Here is a 20070-nt window from a genome sequence, read left to right on the forward strand (position 1 = left end):
ATTTCGGAAATAGTCGTCGATATCATCGAAAAAGAAAAATTTAAGATGATTAGGAGTTAGGTGCGCAAACTTTCATTATATTTGAGCAATCATGACGTTCACCGCCACGTCTATGCTTCGGTGCACTCAACCTCAACAGGGTGCCAAGCGGCGAACAAGCCGGGCGGCATCCGCCCCGGAAACCGGTGCCGAAACGCCCCCCCCGAAACGGGAGGCGAAACCGAGGCCGACCTCGAGGATTCCGACCTGCGGACTGGTTCAGCTCCGTTCAGCTCACGTTTCTAAGCAGCAGCTTGCCTTTGCAAGGGAACTGGAAAAATCCTCATCGACCTGCACGCTATTCATGCCAGCTTCGGTGTAGCTTTGTCTTCGACAAAGCCGTAAAAGACGACAAGGTTTTTATGTTGGATTAACCTTTTTCAACGATGCAGGTATCAAAAGTTTGTTTGTAGCACACGGCGAGGAGGCGCGAACGGGGGCCGATCTTTAGGCTGTGTGTTTGGCGATTAACTGCTCTGTATTTTCGGCTTGGAGCAAAGTTACTTCAAATGCCTGCAATTTGGTTTCCGAAAGAATTTGTTCAAAGATGTCAGGTCGCATCATCAACGCACCACCCGATAGCCGGGGCGTTTCGTCTGCGAATCCATGGTCGCCCAAAGGGCGACATCTCCACCAGCGAAAAGCCACCGCCAGTTTTTCGTCAGCATCGAAAAGATCGAGCGGGCCAATCTCCGGGCGTCCGGATAGATTCAGTGTGTTGGCCAGATTAGGAGCCAGGCCGAGCAGTTCGTGAAACTGGAACGGAGTTCCAAACAATGAGTGACCGGCGACTGCACCTGAAAAACCACCCAAGGGGAAGAGCGGTCGAGCCTTACGCCTCCAATCCCAGTTGTTTGATTCACGGAGAGGCAACATTCTCTGCGGCAGTGGCTCGATTTTGTCATTAAGCATCACCCCGGCTGTCACGCGTGTGCTCAACTTGATTTCATCGAAGCTGGATTCCTTCGCGAAATACGTCTCGAAATATGCAATCCGCTTCCAACCGGAAAGTTCGCCGTCCGGCACAGATTGAACTGGATGCACGCCATTAGATATTGCCGCAGGAAGAGGCCACGACGGGCGAACGCGTCGGCTCCAGTAGTGACGGGCGGGAATCTCCGCATGTGGCAGTAGCAAAGGCAACACTTCGAGCCAGACACGGTCGTCCCACTCGCCCTTCAGCCATAAGTGCTCTTCAAGTCCCGTCAGAACCTCGTTCAAGCTGTCTGTAAAGAGTTCATTTTCCCATCCATGAAACATTGCCCAAGGATAGCTCCTTCTCGAAATAGACATGCGCGCCTCACGACGGTCTTGCATCCTGTCCTTATGCAACTCATCGGAACGCATTATAGTTTCGAACCGCCCCGCCACGAGCTCCGGAAATTCCGGCCAAAATTTGGCGACCCGCTGCACGACATCATGAACGTCAAGTGACATGATTGCTTTTATTTTATTTAATGGCAACGCGGTCGGCACTATCGGTTTCGTTCGCGCAGGTCTCCCGCTTACGGTGACCCTCGCGCGGGTTAAAAGCATCAACGCGAGTTGTTCGGTGCCGCAGCGTCCGGAGGCAATGAAGGCATTTAGCTCAGCGACGAGTGCCTGAGTGATGACGTAAGGTGTAGGCTCAAACTGCTCCAAGAGGTTTAGCAACCATAGTTGATGTGTGAAGCAAAGCGATGCCTTCAGTATCTCGCGGAAAGCAATGACGCATTTGGCAGGATCACGCTGCACTAGCCACGCCGCGGCACAGAGTGCTGTGGTTTTGCGGCGAAGTTCCGGATGGGAAATGCGAGCCAGAATAAGAAATAGCGCGGCATCGTCGGGTGTCCACGTTGGCACCGCAGTCGGCTCGAATGAGAGGAAGGGGCCTTGCGCAGCCTCATGCCCGGGCAGGCGGACCAATATGGATTCGCACGCTTCATCCCACATGGCAGTGGCAAGTGCGATATCGTCGTGGCGTCCGAGGAACCCGATGACGTGTTGCGTCACGCCCCACTCGCCATTGCGGTGCATCATTTCCTGCGCGAGGACGGTCAATGCAACGGGACGAGAATTTTTAAAAGCACGCATCAACAAATCTTCGTGGTTTTCGTCGCCAAACGACATCCACCCTCCGCCTCCGCGATGACCCGCAAATGCGAGCGTCAGCGCATGTGCAGCCAGTTCGGTCTTGCCAGCCGATTCCAGCGCCTTGCCAAGGCCCGTGAGCAAGTCGGCCCAAGTGCCGAATCGGTTCGAGCGGGCGATGAAGGTGAGGATTTCCTCAATCTCAGGGCGATGGCTGTCGGACCATCCGACCATCGGAACTTTACAATAGTCCAAGAGCGCCTCGTTGGAAACCTCACGCCCATGGAGAACTTTTTGGAAACGTTGAAGCAATGCCAGCGGAGTTTTGGGTGGCTGCCAACGGAGCTTTGGCGGGATCGAATCACTTGGCAGGGCTGGCGTGTTGTCCTTGTGCTTGGGGTGACTGATATCCGGATCGCCGACTGGAAGCACGAATCCGGATTTTTTGGCAAAGTGGAGGAGTGTGTCGTAGGCTTTTTGGGGGTGTTCCACGGGATCGCCATGCACAGTTGCAGCCATCAACTGAAACTCAAGGCCGGATGCTGCAGGGTTTTGGTTACGCAGTAAATCTATCCGGCCGAGGCGCCGTTTGACTTCTTCGACGTCGGATGGGCCTTCAACCAGCTGTTCCAATCGGCAGCGCCACCGCGTGTCCATCGTGCTGACGTTTTCGAGCCAGTGAACGAGGCCGTCTTCAAGCCGATAATCGTAACTCCCCCCGTCATCCGTCATTGAGCGCCCAAGCAGCCACGCCGCGGAGGACTCGTCCACCGCAAACAGCCTCTTGAACCACGTTCCAGCGGAATGCCTTGTTTCTCTCCCGTCCGTGTGAAGAATCACGGCATGAACCATGGGCAACAGCTTCGCAAGCCGTTCAAGCAACTGTGGCTTACCAGCACGCATAAGCCCCTCGATGCTGTTGAGTAGTTCGAAGATCGTGGTATCTTTGCGCATCCCATAGGCGCAAAGATGGAGGCATGCGGTTTTCCAATGCTCCAGCGCGGCCACACGATCGCCCATCGTAATTAGAAGCGAGGCGAGCGCCATTTCGGCGGACGCTATTTCGTGGTAGAGTCCGCCATCGTGTTGGTTTCGAATGAGCGGTTCGATCTCGCGTCGAATCGACGCATGGAGCTCCTTGCGCCTCGCAAACGGTGCGACCAGTTCAACCAGGGCGTATGCAGTAAGTGGACCAGATTTCGAACGTTGAAGCGATGTTGTCGTGCCCGAGGAAATTTTCTTTAGATGCGCAATAACGCAGCGCCATTGTTCGGAGGTCTGGAGGAGGTTGAGGGCGACTTCGAACGATTCGTGAATGGCGCCACGCCCGAAGTAAAGGTCGCAGGCGCGCGGTGAACCTTTGAATGGGTTGACATCCGTTGCCAATGCGCGGAACGCGTCAACGACTTCTTCGGCCGCATTCGCAGGCGAGTGGACGGCGCGGCGTTCGATCCGTGCGAGTTCGATGACGAATGCCAGCCAGTTCCGATACCAACCCGAACCTCGAGTTCGAATTTCCTCCGCATCGAGGAGCTTTGGCTGGACGTAGGCGGCGATCCGAACGCTGAGGACCCACTGCGGTAGCGCCTCGCCCTTGCCGATTCCCCGGCCTCCCACGCCGATCTCATATTTACCGAGGTCGTTCGTCCAATGCGTCAGGAGCTTTGGGTCAGCCCCGAGCCGTAGGGCTTCGATGGCGCGGTGGGCACTGGTGGTGCGGCGCGCGACGCGGGTGGCTGCAGCCTTGCGGTTCTGCGCATTCAACGTGCGCCGCGCGAATTCGAGGTCGAAGATTTCAGCGATGATTACATTGCATTTAGACTCTTTCGTTAGGTGCGGCAGGTCGTCGGCTCCCGCCACTTCTGCCCACCGGCGCGCGAGGCCAGCGACGTAGCCCGAATCAACGTCGTCGCCGGCTTTACCCAGGAATTCGACCAACCGAGCACGGAGGCGATCACCCTCGCCCGTGCGCGCACGGCCATGGAAGCGAGCCATCTCTGCTCGCATGTCCTGCTGTTCCTCGGAGGGGCGCGGTTTGCGGAGGTAAGCATGCCATGGTGGACTAACGCCGGCATCTGCGCAAAATGAGCAGAGCTTGAGGCCTTCCGAGACATCGAATGTCGGCGCACCGTCAAAGGATAGACGCTGCGCAAGGTTGTCGGCCCCGAAAATCGCGGCGTAGGTCGTGCCATATTCGTAAACATCGTTGAGATTATCGTTGCATGTTCCGAGCGCGCGAATGAGTTCACCGGCACGAACCAGTTTAGGGAAGTCTTTAACGTCCGATGCGACGCGGGAATACACGCCCAAGTTTGCCGCGATCGCATCAGTGGGATGGCCCTCCGCCACAGCTTTCACGACGAAGTCGCGGTCAATTCGATCGAATACCTCGCAAGCTCGTTCGGCGCGGACAAGATTTGGCAGCAAAAACCTGAACGCCCGCGAATCGCTCAAGAAGCCTTTGCCATCCAGCCAAGCAATTACGTCTTTTAGGCTCGGGGCAAGGCCGTTCGCCTTGGTGGCGGCCGTTTCGAAAAGGTGCCGTCTAAAGCTTTCATGGTAGATACGCAGCCCGCCTTGTCCGCGTGTCCGCTCAAGAATCGGTGCGAGTTGTGTGAGGAATTCCTCGATGCGGCCACGGAAAAGAGGGAAAATTTCCTGCAATTCCTCGGGCGTGATCCCAAAGTCGATCAGGCCCATGACCTCGCCCACCAACCGTCCGCCAGTATCCAAGCTGTCGAGCAAAAATTCGTAGTAAGTGGAGAGCTTGCCTTCATTTGCCGGAAGAACACGGAGAAGCGTCAATGGCTCCGCGCCAGGACTGGCCTCAAGCCGGCGTTCCAGCTCTCGGCAGAGGTAGGTGCAGTAAAGCGCATTCCCCTGTGAGCGCCGCGTTAATTCGGCAATGAGTGCGCTCCGATCGTCATCCCGACAACACTGTGCCTTTAATTTCTTGCCCAACGGAATCCGCCCGAGGAACGCTTCGACCTCTGGTTCTTCCCAATCCGGCACCGACAGGACTGTGCCCGAGCGGGCGAGTTGTGTGATGTGATCTCCAGGCTGAGAGCCGACAAGCACGCTGACATTCTCGGGAAGCTTCAGTGCCAACAAGTCTCGCGCGATCTGCGTATCCGCTGGGGCAAGCGTCCGCGCATCGCGAAGCACCCGGGCGATGTGATCAAGGCCGTCAACGATCACAACCAGCCGTGGCGCGGGATTCATCGCACCTGCGGCATCGAGCAACGCCTGCAACTCTTGCGGTCCAGCGGCGTATCGCGTCGGATTGCGTTCGCTCAGCTCCGGCACCGCATCGACGATCTCGGCGATTAGGTTGCCGTAAAAGGTATTCAAGGTGATCCGACTTTGCACGAGCGGATCGCCGGGCTCGAGGTAGCAATAGTGCGCAGCGACGATTACTTTTCGTGCTCGCAGTTTTTTCATGAGATCGGTCAATTCCCATGACTTGCCGGCACCAGGTTTTCCGGAGAGCACAGTGATCCCTCCTGCCTTAACTTTTTCGTTAAGTTTTCGCCGAAGTTCGGGCATCGAGACGAAGACGCCTGCATTGAACGGAAATTGCTGCGAGATCCGACCGTAGTCGGTAATCAATCCAAGCTCCGCTATGACCACATCCGGAGTCAAAGTCGAGCGAGCCAAGTCAGTTCCGCGGGTTTTGTAAGCAAGGAGGATGAGTTGCGCGGCAGCCTCGACCGGTCCTCGTTGCTGGTTTGGATAACGTCCGAAGCCAACGCGATCCCCCAGCACGTTTAGCAGCAATTGCTCCATCGGACCGGCGTGGTCTAGATCGAGCGACGCCCGTGGGCATTCTAATTCGATGATCAGGCGTTTGGCGAATGCCACAAAAGCGGCGCGCTTTGTGTTCTTCAGACACCTGAACTGGGGTTGCCCTCGCTTCGGCCAGATGACGTCAACATCAAGTTGAAAACAGGAACTCTGGCCTCCAAACGAACTTGGCGCGGTGGAATGTTTAAGAAGGCACCGGTCATCCTTTGCATTAGGAATGCGCCATGTGACGCAAACCCGATACTCCGTCGCGCGAACCTTTGCGGGATCAGATAGCCAGGACTTTATTAGTTGGTCGAGGCGAAGGTCGCAGGAATCGCTGGTAAGGAAAGACCGTTCAAATGCCTTCGGCGACTCGCTGTGTTTGAATTGTCGGCGAACTTTGGTTCCGTCATCCATTACGCTCAACAGATCGTCGAAACGGTCGTAGGCATGAAACTTCGCATCCACTGTTGTAGATTGCACTCGCTCCACCAAGCTGCGTGCCAGAAAATAAGCGGTAACGATGTCTTGGTAAAAATACCCTTTATGAGCTGCTGCGAGATTGGCCATGGTTTGCCAGACGGGGTGGAATTAGGAGGCGTTAAAAGGGTAGTCAAATAATCCCGGCAGCTTGCTCCGGCTTGGTTGGCTGAGCGTGCATGAGCGTTATTTGCATATTAGCGGGTGAGCGTTGGCGAAATTGTTCAAATGCCCATCGGAGCTGGCTTGCTCCGAGGATCTTTACCGAGTGTGAAAAATGTATGAGGGGATGCTTGGAGTGAGGAAAGTGCAAAACAGCGGATGTGCGTCGAAGAGGAGATGCCGAGGCGAAGGAACGGCTTCAAGTGGCGAGTGTTGTCGGTCGCGGGGAAACGAACATGTGCAGATTCGCCGCCGGAGCGATTTCCCGAGGGGCTTAAACATTTAAAAATCTAAAGTGGGCGCGAAAGTTTGCGCTGAAACCATCGGGCTGCTCGGAGGCACTGGCGTTTAGAATGTCAACGCAGGGGGGTGAGGCATTGGGTGATGCGAGATCGGGAGGCTTGGAGTAACAAGAACGGGATAATTGGTGGCTCAAAAAATTAGGAAAATAAACTGAAAGGAACCTTTTGGATTTTGCGGGAAGCTTTTCATACTTACATGGTCATGAACTCACACGCTCATGCGCACAGCACCACCACAACAACCGAAGGACAGGATTTCCAGTTCTTCCAATTGCAGATTCACCTTCTGCTTTCCAAATGCATCGGCCTCGGCCGGGTTCTCTTCGCAATTCAAAAATCCGGCTGCTACCGGCCATTCTACGATACCATCGAAGCATTTTGCCTCGGCGAGTATAAGTTTCAGGCCGTTCAAACGCGCAATTACCTGAAGGCTGGGGAGGTTGTGACAAACCTCCTTGACGAGCTTCACCACGCTCCCGTCCCTGATGCCGCCTTCATTAGCAAAGTCGAGATGTGGTCAAACGTGAAGGCCGCGTGCGAGCTTGCCGAGGTGGCTCAGAAAAAGCGGGCGATTGTGTTGAAGAAAGCCTTCGAGCTGTCTGGGCCTGCGGGGCCAACCGCACCCAAAATCAAGGACGCAATCGCCAAGGTCGTCCACGACACCGATGAGGCCAACGAGGACAAGCGCACTACCCAGCGCCACAAGAACATCCTTCAGCTCAACAGCGTAATATACTTTGCGAGGAAGAATCCTCATTGTGGGCGCGAGGTCGATAGCAGCGTGGAGGTGATCATGCGCAATATGATGGAACGAAAGTCGGTGAAGTTTACCCGCGCGAAAAACGCATATGAAGAAAACCGTGTCAACGCACCCGACAGCCCGCCGAGAAAAACATGGGCCGCTGACCGCAAAAAAGAGGCGGAGAAAAAGAAGGAGGTGATGAAAGCCAAGGCTCAAAAGAAGGCCGCCCGAAAGGCGGAGCGGTTGAAGTTGAAATCGTCGATCCCGGAGCCGCAACTCCATCAACCGTCTTCGGAGCAGGAGAATTTGAAATCACGCCAGAAGGGAGCGCCGGCAAATAGCTGACGAAGGCACAGTGTGCATCCCCGCCGAAGAGTGGCGAGCCATGAAGGCGGACCTAGCGGAGATAAAGGCGGTTCTGTCTGGGCTCGCGGCAAACGCGAATACCAATACAAAACCCCTCACGAACGTCATTCCAGATGACGCTCGCGAAGCTTTGTTCGCGCGCGAGGCCGGAAAGGCGCGTGGGTTTTTTTCGGTGAAGGAATTCGCCGCCGCCGTCGGCAGACACCCGCATTTCATTTCCGACCATTGCAAGGCGCGTTCAATCAAAACTGTGTTTGGGCGAAAGCCCTATCGCATCCCCTTCAGCGAATACGAGGCGTGGATGCGGAAAACTGACGAGAAGACCGGCCCGCGCAGCAAACTGCGGGCGTTATGAAGCATTGAAATCCTCTCGCAGCGCAACCTCACCCTGCCGCGCTTGCCAGCGACGGCGTTGTGAACCGGGGTATTTTTGAGGCACCTTTTTTGTTACTCGAAAGTCTGGGCTAATAAAGGTCGAAAAGGCGAAAGTCCGGCCATTAATTCGTTATAGAACATTCTAAAAATAAATAGATTAGCGAATCAGCAGACCCGGTGGCCAATAGTTAGTGCAATGGGGTGAGGAGATGGAGGGAGGAAGATCCGGTGTTGTGGTTTTGTTGGTTGGAAACAGGTGTATGAGGGTAGGATTGGAGCGGGGAAAGGACAATAAACACCAGTTGCGGGGACTCGTGCTGGACGCCCGAGTCACTCAACAGGCGATAGTATCGCTTGCCTCAAATGAGGTGATTTTTAGCATTAAAACTGCGGAATTCTTATTGAGACTGTCCCGCTCCTCCGCGACCACGATGCCGATTGGAGTTGGTGAAAGAAGTTGCGCAGGGTCTGGAATGGTCCGAATTTTTTGTCAAAAAAATCCGGCAAAACACAAACCAAACGCAAACCAGGAGACGCTCTCATAGGGAAATTGAAGGCTCCAATAGGGTCCACCACTTTTCCGGCCAAAGCCGCTCTTCATGGGGCGGCTTTTGTTTTTGGCTGAATCGGTTTGCGGTGGTTTGGGGCAACAGTGATGCGGGATCGCTTCGGCGCGGATTTTTTATCCCTTCCCAATCGTCGCCCTTCCGTTTACTTTTCCAGCTTTTCAAAACGCCCAAACCTCGCACCATCCACACCCACTCATTCATCAAACTTCTCATTCCCTCCCGCATTCATCCCATGGCCACACCTGAATTCTTCTACCAAGACACATTTCCGCTCGGCGCGGACGAAACCGAATACCGACTCCTCTCCAAGGAAGGCGTCTCGACCACCACGCTCGACGGCAGGGAGATCGTGAAAGTCGCGCCCGGGGCGCTCGCGTTTCTCGCGCAGCAAGCCATGCACGACTGCTCGTTCATGCTCCGCCCGAAACACCTCGCGCAAGTCGCCGCCATCCTGCAAGACCCCGAGGCCTCGGCCAACGACCGCTACGTCGCGCTCACCATGCTCAAGAACGCCGAGATCGCCGCGCAAGGCATCCTCCCGTTCTGCCAGGACACCGGCACCGCCACCATCGTCGGCAAAAAAGGCGAGCAAGTCTGGACCGGCGCCGACGACGCCGAGTTTTTGTCGAAAGGCGTTTACGAGTGCTACACCAAGGAAAACCTCCGTTACTCGCAGACCGCCGCGCTCAACATGTATGAGGAAGTCAACACCGGCACCAACCTCCCCGCGCAGATCGACCTCTACGCCACGCCCGGCTCCGAATACAAATTCCTCTTCGTCGCCAAGGGCGGCGGCTCCGCCAACAAGACCTACCTCTACCAGGAAACCAAGGCGCTCCTTAACCCCAAATCGCTCGAAAAATTCGTGACCGAGAAAATGAAATCGCTCGGCACCGCCGCCTGCCCGCCCTACCACCTCGCGTTCGTCATCGGCGGCACCAGCGCCGAGACCTGCCTCAAAACCGTCAAGCTCGCCTCGACCAAATACTACGACGCCCTCCCCACCACCGGCAACAAGCACGGCCGCGCCTTCCGCGACATTGAGATGGAGGAAAAAATTCTCAAAATTGCGCAACAATCCGGCATCGGCGCGCAATTTGGCGGCAAATATTTCGCGCTCGACGTGCGCGTCGTCCGCCTTCCCCGCCACGGCGCCTCGTGCCCCGTCGGCCTCGGCGTCTCCTGCTCCGCCGACCGCAACATCAAGGCCAAGATCAACAAGGACGGCATCTGGCTCGAAAAAATGGAAACCAACCCCGGCCGTTTCATCCCCGAAAGCGAGCGCGTTCTCAAGGACGACAACATCGTCAAAATCGACCTCAACCAGCCGATGGACGCCATCCGCGCCACGCTCTCGAAATATCCCGTCACCACGCGCGTCGCGCTCAACGGCACCATCATCGTCGGCCGCGACATCGCCCACGCCAAGCTCAAGGAACGTCTCGACTCCGGCCAGGGCCTGCCCGACTACATCAAAAAGCACCCCATCTACTACGCCGGCCCCGCCAAGACGCCGCAAGGTTACGCCTCCGGCAGCTTCGGCCCCACGACCGCGGGCCGCATGGACAGCTACGTTGACCTCTTCCAATCCAACGGCGGCTCGCTCGTGATGATCGCCAAGGGCAACCGCAGCCAGGCCGTTACCGACGCGTGCAAAAAACACGGCGGCTTCTACCTTGGCAGCATCGGCGGCCCCGCCGCGATCCTTGCGAAGGACAACATCAAAAAAGTCGAGCTCCTCGAGTATCCCGAACTCGGCATGGAAGCCATCTGGAAAATTGAAGTGGAAGACTTCCCCGCGTTCATCCTGGTGGACGACAAAGGCAACGACTTCTTCGTGAACGGCTGCGCCGCCTGCGGCACGCCGGAGAAAAAATAGTCCAGTTTAATTCGTTTTAACCAAGACAATGGGTGTCCTGCGCGAACCCATTGTTTTTTTGTTTTATAGTATAAAATAAAAACATGAATTTTAATGATTTACTGATAAAAAATAACATCGATCCCAGCCATGTCATCATGTTGCGGCATCGTCCATACGAGCCCGCACTCAACAAGGCTTTTCTTTGGATCGCCTCGGAGCGGCATGATTTATTCGACGCATATCAAGCGACGCAGCCCATTCCCTTGGAGAAAGCCATGGCGCGGCTGACGGGCTCCGGATATATAGCCTCTTTTATTGGTCACAAGCCGGGCCGGGCTTTGTTTGTAGGGATATACAAAATTGAATCATCGACGCCACTGTCGTATGCGCAATTTTGGAGTCGTGCGGAGTTTAAGGAGCTATCCGAAAGATTCGGAATGGCGGGATTTCAAAAAGATAAAAATCATCCGTCACTACTGTATTTTAACCTGAAACCCACCGGCATTCATGCCGACTGGAATGGCAAATTGACAATTGCCTGGACGCCGCCCGAGCGTTCGTGGTGGAGGCGGGCTCATAGAAACGACATGCGCATTGTGTCCATACTGGAGGAAAGCGCCTTGCTTAAACCCGTTCCAAAATGGCGCGAAATCAACCTGTCGTGGCAGGAATTGCAGGCATTGCCGCAGCAATGGCGGGTGGCACTGGCCCAGTGGCGCGGTGTATATTATATTTTCGATGAATCAGACGGCAAAGGTTACGTGGGCTCGGCTTATGGCGAATTTAATATATACGGGAGATGGCTTAATTATGCCAAAAGTGGACATGGGGGGAATAAGCTGTTGAAAAATCGCGATCCAAGAAATTTTCAATTTAGCATAGTTGAACGTGTTTCCCCCGACATGCCCCCGGATGAAATTATCTCATTGGAGCGCACTTGGAAAAAACGGCTGCACACGGAGGCTCCGAACGGGTTGAATGAAAATTAAACGAATGTATGTGAAATGGCGTTCAGCCTAAAGTTTTCCTGCGGTTCGTGCGGCTTCTCGATCAGCGGCTGGGATGAGGGCAATCCGTATGTCGAGCATCCGCCGGGCAAGCGCACCTATTGTTATCATCCGGCGAGGGAGGACATCATGCGCGAAGTGGCGAAGCAGGCGTTGGGAAGATCCGCGACCGATGAAATGCTCGACGCATTTATCAACAAACATTCGGGAAACGCGCCCGCTCACCTTTGCCTTGATTGCGGACACACGACGCTGCTCGACCCCGGCAGGGACGGGATGGCGTGTGGTAAATGCAACTCGTCCAATCTGCGCGACACATTCAATCTGACCGGAGCGAAATGCCCCAAATGCGGCGGAACATTTTTCGAGGGCGCATTTGATGCGGTTTCATAGGACAATGACGAATTACAAAGGCAACGACTTCTTCGTGAACGGCTGCGCCGCCTGCAAGTCCAAAGAAATCAGCATCGATATCCTCGATGCTTTTTTAGGGCCGAATTAATTCAGCGCGGGCGTTTTGCCCTGCCGCCTTTCGCGCTCCACTCCGCCGTCACGATCGACGTGAACCCTCCGCGCGCCTTCCATCGTGAAACGACCGTGAGCGAGCGCGGTTTCATCGCGCGTCCGAGGTCGTCGCAAATCGTGTTGGTCACCGCCTCGAAAAAACTGCCCTCGTTGCGAAACGCGTGGAAATACAGCTTCAGCGATTTCAACTCCACGCACACCTTGTCCGGCACGTAGCGCACCGTGATGTCGGCGAAATCCGGATGTCCCGTCATCGGACACAACGAGGTAAACTCATGATGCGTGTGCTCGATCACATAATCGCGCACGGGCGCGGGATTGGGAAACGTCTCAAGAATCTTCGGATCAACCATGACGCAAAACCTACCAATCGCCGTCGAGCCGTGTCCACTCGCAACCGTGCGCAAATCGCATCCGGCCCCGAAAAAGGGGGCGCTCACATGAACCACGCCTCGGGCAGTTCCAGCTTCCGGCGTTTTGCGCCGCGATCCCTCGGATCATACAGGCCGAACACCGCGCGTCCCGAGGACTCCAGCGCGCGCAGATATTTTATTTTTCCGGGCGTGTGCGATGCGTATGAATAAACGCCGTCGTCCATCGCATCATCAACGCGTTCGCACTCGGCGCGATAACGCAGCTGCTTGTTGATTTCCACATTTGTGGAAACGATTTTGCGCACGCGGAACTCACCCACCATGCCGTTTTTTAACATCCACTGCCGCCGCAAGGGCGCGTGGATTGCAACAACCACCACGATCGCGCCGACGAGTGGAAAAATCAGGACAAACAAGGTGGCCGCCGAACCCATGCTCAATCGGGAATCCTGAATGCGCGCGGTGGATGGATTTCCCCCAATGTATAATACGTCCACCTTGTCGCCTTTGTTCCATGTCCGCCCGGTTGTGTAGCACACGCCTTGAACGACCTCGCCGCTTTCACTTGGCGTGAACTCAAAGGCATAACGATAAACCGGTGTTTCATTTATCGACATATTGCTCTTTTCAGCCTCCGAGACGCGTCCGGTCGTTACCAAGTGGCTTCTGTCAAGCTGCCAGTCCCGGTGCAGGTTGTATGGGAAAAAGATCCATGTGAAAACTCCGCCCAGAACTAGAAAAAACAGGCCGAATAAAAAAACTCCGGCCGCTTGGGTTTTTATTCCCGCCGCGCGTTTTATCACAGGCGGGATTTCCCGTCTCGGCACAGGCGCGAGCAGGAACGCCGCCAGCGCCTCCCCGGCCTCGCGCGTCAAGCTCGGCATCGCATGCCCCGGCTGGCTGCCGGAAGCATCGCGCGCGCGGTCGCCAAAGCTGCCATTTTTATCCATGCCACAAGGCATTCCTCCCCGCCCTCATCGCGTCAACCAACAAAGCGCCGCGCGTTGCCGCAAATCGCGTCCCACTCAGAAAAACATTTCCCTGTTCGCGCCCATGCCTCAGCGTCTGGGTTTCTCACGCCATGGATTCCCCGTTCGACTCCGAAGAAACCGACACGCCCTTCAGCCCGCCGCCGCAACCCGCGCAGCCGGTCCGCCTTTCCACGTCCACTTTCTCCGCCATTCCGCAATCCGCCGTTCCCGCCATCGACTTTCGCGCCTCGCTCAACGACGAGCAATACGCCGCCGTCACCGCCGAGCCCGGCCCGCTCCTCGTCCTCGCCGGCGCGGGTTCCGGCAAGACGCGCACGCTCACCTACCGCGTCGCCTACCTGCTCTCCAAGGGCGTGCGCCCGGGCGAGATTCTCCTGCTCACCTTCACCAACAAGGCCGCCAAGGAAATGCTCCACCGCGTCAACGACCTCACCGGTGTCGAGCCCAGCCGCTTTTGGGGCGGCACATTTCACTCCATCGGCCACCGCGCCTTGCGCATGTTTGGCGAGGATATCGGCCTGCCGAAAAACTTCACCATCCTCGATGCCGACGAAGCCGAGTCGCTTCTCAAACAAACCGTCGATGCCGAGAGCAAGGGCTTCTTCAAGGACAAGACCAACCCGAAGCCCGGTCCGCTCTTCAACGTCATTTCCCTCTCGCGCAACACCCAGCTTCCGATTGGCGACACGATCGAAAAATACTTTCCCCAATACAAGGACATCGCCTACCTCATCCCGCCCTTTGCCGCCGCCTATGAAAAAAAGAAGCGCGAGCAAAACGTCTGCGACTACGACGATCTCCTCGAATACTGGCTGCGGCTCCTTCAAAAATCACCCTCTGTCACCCAGTATTTTTCCGAGCGATTCCGGCACATTCTTGTCGACGAATATCAGGACACCAACACCGTGCAGGCGCAGATCGTTGACTGCATCGCCACGCATCATCGCGTGATGGCCGTGGGCGACGACGCGCAGTGCATCTACTCATGGCGCGGCGCGGATTTCGAAAACATCGCGACATTTATGGACCGGCATCCCGGCACCGCCATCCACCGCATCGAAACCAATTACCGCTCCACGCCCGAAATACTCAATTTTGCCAATCGAATACTCGACGCCCAGCCCCACCGTCGGGCCGAGCTTGCAAAGGAGCTTCGCGCCGCCCGGGGGCACGGCATGCGCCCCCAAGTCGTCCAGACAATGGACGACCGTGAACAAGCCGACTTTGTCATTCGTCGCATTCGCTGCCTTGTTGACGAGGATGGCGTCTCCCCCTCGGAAATCGCCGTGCTCTACCGCTCGCACTTCGTGGCGATGGAAATGCAGCTCGCCCTTTCCCGCGCCGGCATGCCCTACCACATCACCAGCGGCGTGAAGTTTTTCGAGCGCCAGCACATCAAGGACATCGTCGCCTTCGTCCGCTTCGTCTACAACCCCGCTGACGAACTTGCATGGCAGCGCATCGCCTGCCTCCTTCCGAAAGTCGGCGAAAAAAGCGCGCAAAAAATCCACGCTGTCGCGCGCGAACACGCCGCGCTCATGCGGCAGGACTTAATCGCCGTCCTCGAAACCGACGACGTGAAAACCAAGGTGCCCAAGGGCGCGCTCGACGACTGGCCGAGCTTCTGCGCCTCGCTCTCCGAAGTTGCCGAAACCATGCGCGCCGCGCCGCCCGCCAAGGCGTTCGACATGGCGGTCAACGGCTGGTATGGCGATTATCTCCGCGGCGCCTTTGCCGATTACATTGACCGCCTTGAGGAGTTGAAGGCGCTGGTCGGTTTCGCCTCGCGCTATGAAACGATGCAGGACCTCCTCGCGCAAATCGTGCTCCTCAACGGCGAGACAAGCGACCGCCAGGTCGATCCCGACGCCGAGGCGATCAAGCTCACCACCGTGCACCAGGCGAAAGGCTTGGAATACGATGTCGTGTTTGTGATTGGCGTTGCCGACGGTTATTTCCCCGGACGCCGTGCGATTGAGGACGGCGATGTCGAGGAAGAGCGCCGCCTCTTCTACGTCGCCTCCACGCGCGCGAAAAACGAATTGTATTTATGTTATCCGAAAGTCGCGACCCGCGCCGGCCCCGGCGGCATGCTCCTCGAACCCAGCCGCTTCCTAAAAGAAATCGACACCGGCCTCTACGACATCCTCAAGCCGCCCCGGCGGAGTTATTGGTAGGCGGAGGAATGAGTTGAAGGGCTGGGGAAAGTGCGTGAAATGGTGGAGGAAAATGAGAAGTTGAGACAAACAGTTCACCCCAAAGGCATACAAAAAGGGATCACATCTTATTTTTTGCAGGGGCAAAAAAACACGCTTGCGCCCGGGAGCGCGGCAAGACGGCGCGCTGCGCCGCACAAACCTCCAAACCTGCGGGCAAGATGCCCGCGCTCCTGGCGCAAAGCCGTATTCGAATGGCTCGAAAAAAGCACCCCAAGCTTTCACTGTGGCAAAAGTAGATTTTTCACTCATTCACCGCCACCAGCGTTGGTTTTCGTTTTCTTTGCGGCGTTGGGTGGCGTCCTCGGATTCGGTGAAGAGGATCGGGGCGTCGGGGCGGGAGTCGTTGCGGATTACGGGGCGCGTGGGGCGGTCGATCATTCGGTAATAATAGGTGCCATCATCGTCGTTGCCTCCGATGCGGAAGACTTCGACCGCGACTGAGTATTTGTTGTCGGCCGGGTTCCAGAAAACGACCTGCGTGGTGTTGTATTCCCACATGGCGTTGACCGACCATTGACGGAAAATCGCGTCCATTACCAGAAGGCTCATGTATCGGGCGTTTTCGGGCGGGGCAGGGGTGTCGGATGGTTTTGGAGCGTCGCTGCCGGAGGCGGTGGCGGCTGGTGCGGGAGACTGCTGGTCGGTTGCGGCGGTGTCGGTTGGTTGCGCGGTGCCGGAGCTCTGTGTTCCTGAAGGGGCGGATGGTTGCTCTTTTTCGGGACGATTCAGGTAATCGCTGACTGTGTAGAAGGTGAGCGCGCCGAGAATAAAACCGACCATGATCCACGAGGGAATTTTCGAGGCCTTTTCTCGCGGCGAGCGCAGGTCTTCTTCGGTGTTGTTGTCGGCGGACATATAAAAGGAGTCAGGAGTCAGGATACAGGAGTCAGAAGATGATGAATGAGGAAAAGTAGTGGGTGAGTGAAGAGCGGGGATTGTTGGTTTGCTATGTTTACTTCTGGCACTCTGGCTTCTGCCTCTCATTTTTCATTCTGCATTATTCATTAGCGCGAAGCGCTCACCAAAACGGCGACGGCCATGGCGACGGTGTTGGTGTGCGAGAGGGTGATGAGGACATGCGTCGCGCCGACGCGGGCAAGGAGGTCGCGGGCTTTTTCGTCGAGCTGCACGAGCGGTTCCTGGCGCGTGCCGTGATAGACGGAGACGGAGTGCCAGCCGATTTCGGCACCGATGCCGGTGGTGAAGGCCTTGGCGACGGCTTCCTTGGCGGCGAAGCGCGCGGCGAGGTGCTGGTGCGGATCGCCCATGCCCATGCAGTAGGCGATTTCGCCCGGCGTGTAAACGCGTTCGAGAAAACGGTCGCCCTGTCGCTCGTGCACGGCGCGGATGCGCTCGATGTCGATCACGTCGGCGCCGAGTCCCACGAGCACTCCGCCTTGCGGCATGTCGGGGAAGGGGATGTGCGGGCCGGGTTGCGGGCGTTCGCGAAGGGCGTTGAGGTCAGTGTCCATGGAAATTTTTTTAAGCCAATGGCCGCAAAGAGGCACTCTACGAGTCTGCGAGTGGCCTGACAAAAGCGCAAAAAAATGTCAGCGAAACAGGAGGCTTTTCTTTGCGCATTTTTGATGCCTTTTTGTGGCTATTATTTCTCAGCGGTTCATTCGGGTTTTCATTTCGCGGACGGCCTCGTCGATTCCGGTGACGAGCGCGCGGCTGATGATGCTGTGGCCGATGTTGAGCTCGTGCAGGTGCGGGAGGTCGCGGATTTGTTCGATGTTGACGTAGTTGATGCCGTGGCCGGCGTTGACGCGGATGCCACAGTTGTGCGCAAGCGCGGCGCCGGTGGCGAGGCGCTTGTATTCGGTGTCGCGGGCGGTGTCGTCAAAATAGGCGTTGGCGTAGGCGCCCGTGTGCAGTTCGACAAAGGGCGCGCCGAGTTTGGCGGCGAGTTCGATTTGCGCGGTGTCGGGATCGATAAAGAGGCTCGTCTTGATGCCGGCGGCGGTCATCGCGTCGATGGTGGCTTTTACGCGGTCGCGGTTGCCGGCGACATCGAGGCCGCCCTCGGTGGTGACTTCCTCGCGGTTTTCGGGAACGAGGCAGACGTATTCGGGTTTTAGTTTGAGCGCGAACTCGGTCATGGCGGGCGTGCAGGCCATTTCGAGGTTGAGGCGCGTGGCGATGGTTTCGCGGAGCCGCCACACGTCGCGTTCCTGAATGTGGCGGCGATCTTCGCGGAGGTGGACGGTGATGCCGTCGGCGCCGGCGCGCTCCGCGAGAACGGCGAGCGTGACAGGATCGGGCTCGACGTTTCGGCCGACGGTGGACGCGGCTTGTTTGTAACGGGCCTGGCGGAGCGTGGCGCAATGGTCGATGTTGACACCAAGGAGAATCATGCGGGCGAGCGTGGCAGCATTGGGGCTGGCAGGAAAACACTAAAGTGCGTTTGTCCGATGGCGCGCCGTCGTCTTGCTTCCATTTTTTCCTTTCTGAACGGCGGCGTTTGCATAAGCAAGTGGGCGCATGTCCACACCAGATGAGAGCCAGCCCGTCGTTCCCGCAGCCGCATCGCCCGCGTCCGGGGCGTCCGCCAAACCCGCGCCGAAAAAGGAAAACATGCTGCTCAACCTCATCTGCAACATCGCGCTTCCGACGCTGATATTGATGAAGTTCAGCTCGGACAAATGGCTCGGCCCTCTGTGGGGGCTGCTCGTGGCGCTGGCGTTTCCGGTTTGCTACGGCGCGTGGGACATGGCGACGCGCAAGCATGCCAACATGATTTCGATCGTGGGGTTTTGCGGCGTGCTGCTCGGCGGCGGACTCGGGTTGCTGAAGGTGAGCGGCTTCTGGTTTGCCGTGAAGGAGGCGCTCGTGCCGTCGATCATCGGCATCGCGGTGCTCGTCTCGGCGCGCTTGAAAAAGCCGCTTGTGCGCGCGCTCATCTACAACGACCAGATCATCGACACGGCGCGCGTGAAGGCGGCGCTTGAGGAGCGCGGCACGCACGGCGCCTTCGAAAAATTGCTCGCGGGCGCGAACAAGTGGCTCGCGCTGACGTTTTTCGTGAGCGCGGTGCTGAATTTTTTTCTCGCCCGCCGACTGATCACGGCGACACCGCGCACGGAGGAATTTAACTCGCAACTCGGCCAGATGCAGCTCTGGAGCTGGCCTGTGATCGTGCTCCCGAGCATGGTCATGCTGATGGTGATTTTGTGGAAACTGCTCGGCGGCCTGCAACGACTCACCGGCCTGGAGCAGGACGCGATTTTCCGCGGCGGGGAGAAGGACGGGCAGGGAAAATAATTTCGACCGGGGAGAACGCCGGCAATCACGAGGGCGCCTAATCGCGCTCGCGCCCTCACTCTCCGCCGCGAAACAAGCCTGCCATCTTGCGCAGGCGCGCGCGGTTTGTGCCGCTGCGGTGCGCGCGGATTTTTGGCAGCGACCAGTTGAAACGCACCGCGATCACGCGCAGCGCCACGATGAACACGATGCACGCCACCGCCTGCCAGTGCCACGTGAGCCGGTCGGACGCCAGCGCGCGCAGAAGGAAATAAAACGCGCCGCCCGCGATCGACACCGACGCGTAGAGTTCCTTTTGAAACAGCATCGGTCGCTCGCCCGAAAGCACGTCGCGGATCACGCCGCCGCCCGCGCCCGTGATCGTGCCGAGCAGCACGCACACGAGCGGCGAAAGCCCGTGGTCGATTCCCTTTTGCATGCCCACGAGCGTGAACACGCCCAGCCCCGCGCCGTCGAAAACGATGTTCCACCAGCCGAGCTTGTGGATGTATCCAAGAAACAATGACGACACGATGATCGCCGCCAGCACCGTGATGATCGTCGCGTGGTCGGACATCCACGAAACCGGCCCGACGCCCAGCATCATGTCGCGCAGCGTGCCGCCTCCGATCGCTGTCGCGAAGCCGAGCACCGCGATGCCGAACAAGTCATAGTCCTTGCTGATGGCGACCGACACGCCCGACACCGCAAACATGAACGTGCCAATGATATTGAGAACGACAAAAAACAGATGGTCCATTTGCGAGAAAATCGGCGACGCTGTCCGATGGACCGCGTCTGTGCAAGCGCGCTTGAATCCAATATTTCAAACTACCCCAACAATGGACGGTTGTCAGAAAAAGCCGGGAGGTCCAGACAGAAGTTGACCCATCGGGGCATCGAGAAGGAGTGGGGATAGAAGCAGGACGCGAGGGTCGATTTGAGGGGACTTTTCGCG

General features: G+C 57.2%; 14 protein-coding genes. 7 read left to right on the forward strand and 7 right to left on the reverse strand.

Annotation, left to right across the window (positions count from 1 at the left end; all coding sequences use genetic code 11):
• Positions 1-486 precede the first annotated feature (486 nt).
• Positions 487-6465: an ATP-binding protein gene (locus M2447_RS12645; protein WP_277510055.1), complete on the reverse strand. Its 5979-nt coding sequence runs from the start codon at positions 6463-6465 to the stop codon at positions 487-489.
• A gap of 576 nt (positions 6466-7041) precedes the next feature.
• Between M2447_RS12645 and M2447_RS12650 the strand changes: the two genes are divergently transcribed.
• From M2447_RS12650 to M2447_RS12670, 5 genes are all read left to right on the forward strand, one after another.
• Positions 7042-7926, forward strand: coding sequence for a hypothetical protein (locus M2447_RS12650; protein ID WP_277510058.1), 885 nt, complete (start codon positions 7042-7044; stop codon positions 7924-7926).
• Positions 7927-7936: 10 nt separating this feature from the next.
• The gene (locus M2447_RS12655) at positions 7937-8302 is read left to right on the forward strand and encodes a hypothetical protein (RefSeq protein ID WP_277510059.1); all 366 of its coding nucleotides are present in this window, start codon (positions 7937-7939) and stop codon (positions 8300-8302) included.
• Positions 8303-9123: 821 nt separating this feature from the next.
• Positions 9124-10770: a fumarate hydratase gene (locus M2447_RS12660; RefSeq protein ID WP_277558896.1), complete on the forward strand. Its 1647-nt coding sequence runs from the start codon at positions 9124-9126 to the stop codon at positions 10768-10770.
• 83 nt (positions 10771-10853) lie between these two features.
• A complete protein-coding gene (locus M2447_RS12665) occupies positions 10854-11741 on the forward strand; it encodes a GIY-YIG nuclease family protein (protein WP_277558897.1) in 888 nt (295 codons plus the stop codon).
• A gap of 15 nt (positions 11742-11756) precedes the next feature.
• Positions 11757-12152: a hypothetical protein gene (locus M2447_RS12670; protein WP_277558898.1), complete on the forward strand. Its 396-nt coding sequence runs from the start codon at positions 11757-11759 to the stop codon at positions 12150-12152.
• A 110-nt stretch (positions 12153-12262) separates the two neighbouring features.
• Here the strand turns inward: M2447_RS12670 and queF are convergent, their stop codons facing one another.
• Both queF and M2447_RS12680 read right to left on the reverse strand, forming a co-directional pair.
• Complete coding sequence (gene queF / locus M2447_RS12675; protein ID WP_277510065.1) at positions 12263-12637, reverse strand: preQ(1) synthase; 375 nt, start codon at positions 12635-12637, stop codon at positions 12263-12265.
• Between the two features lie 83 nt (positions 12638-12720).
• Complete coding sequence (locus M2447_RS12680; RefSeq protein ID WP_277510066.1) at positions 12721-13608, reverse strand: DUF3592 domain-containing protein; 888 nt, start codon at positions 13606-13608, stop codon at positions 12721-12723.
• A 131-nt stretch (positions 13609-13739) separates the two neighbouring features.
• On the opposite strand from M2447_RS12680, the gene M2447_RS12685 reads away from it, so the two are divergent.
• Positions 13740-15827, forward strand: coding sequence for an ATP-dependent helicase (locus M2447_RS12685; RefSeq protein WP_277558899.1), 2088 nt, complete (start codon positions 13740-13742; stop codon positions 15825-15827).
• 291 nt (positions 15828-16118) lie between these two features.
• Here M2447_RS12685 and M2447_RS12690 read toward each other — a convergent pair whose 3' ends face one another.
• From M2447_RS12690 to M2447_RS12700, 3 genes are all read right to left on the reverse strand, one after another.
• Complete coding sequence (locus M2447_RS12690) at positions 16119-16724, reverse strand: hypothetical protein (protein WP_277558900.1); 606 nt, start codon at positions 16722-16724, stop codon at positions 16119-16121.
• A gap of 149 nt (positions 16725-16873) precedes the next feature.
• Positions 16874-17341, reverse strand: a complete 468-nt coding sequence (gene acpS, locus M2447_RS12695) for a holo-ACP synthase (protein ID WP_277510072.1) — start codon at positions 17339-17341, stop codon at positions 16874-16876.
• A gap of 138 nt (positions 17342-17479) precedes the next feature.
• Positions 17480-18226, reverse strand: a complete 747-nt coding sequence (locus M2447_RS12700) for a pyridoxine 5'-phosphate synthase (RefSeq protein ID WP_277558901.1) — start codon at positions 18224-18226, stop codon at positions 17480-17482.
• 127 nt (positions 18227-18353) lie between these two features.
• Here M2447_RS12700 and M2447_RS12705 point away from each other — a divergent pair, with 127 nt between their 5' ends.
• Positions 18354-19133: a VC0807 family protein gene (locus tag M2447_RS12705; RefSeq protein ID WP_277510074.1), complete on the forward strand. Its 780-nt coding sequence runs from the start codon at positions 18354-18356 to the stop codon at positions 19131-19133.
• Positions 19134-19188: 55 nt separating this feature from the next.
• Here M2447_RS12705 and M2447_RS12710 read toward each other — a convergent pair whose 3' ends face one another.
• Positions 19189-19872 (reverse strand): trimeric intracellular cation channel family protein, encoded by a 684-nt coding sequence (locus tag M2447_RS12710; protein WP_277510075.1) that lies wholly within the window; start codon positions 19870-19872, stop codon positions 19189-19191.
• Positions 19873-20070 lie beyond the last annotated feature (198 nt).

This window comes from Ereboglobus sp. PH5-10, from assembly GCF_029504735.1.
GTDB lineage: Bacteria > Verrucomicrobiota > Verrucomicrobiia > Opitutales > Opitutaceae > Ereboglobus.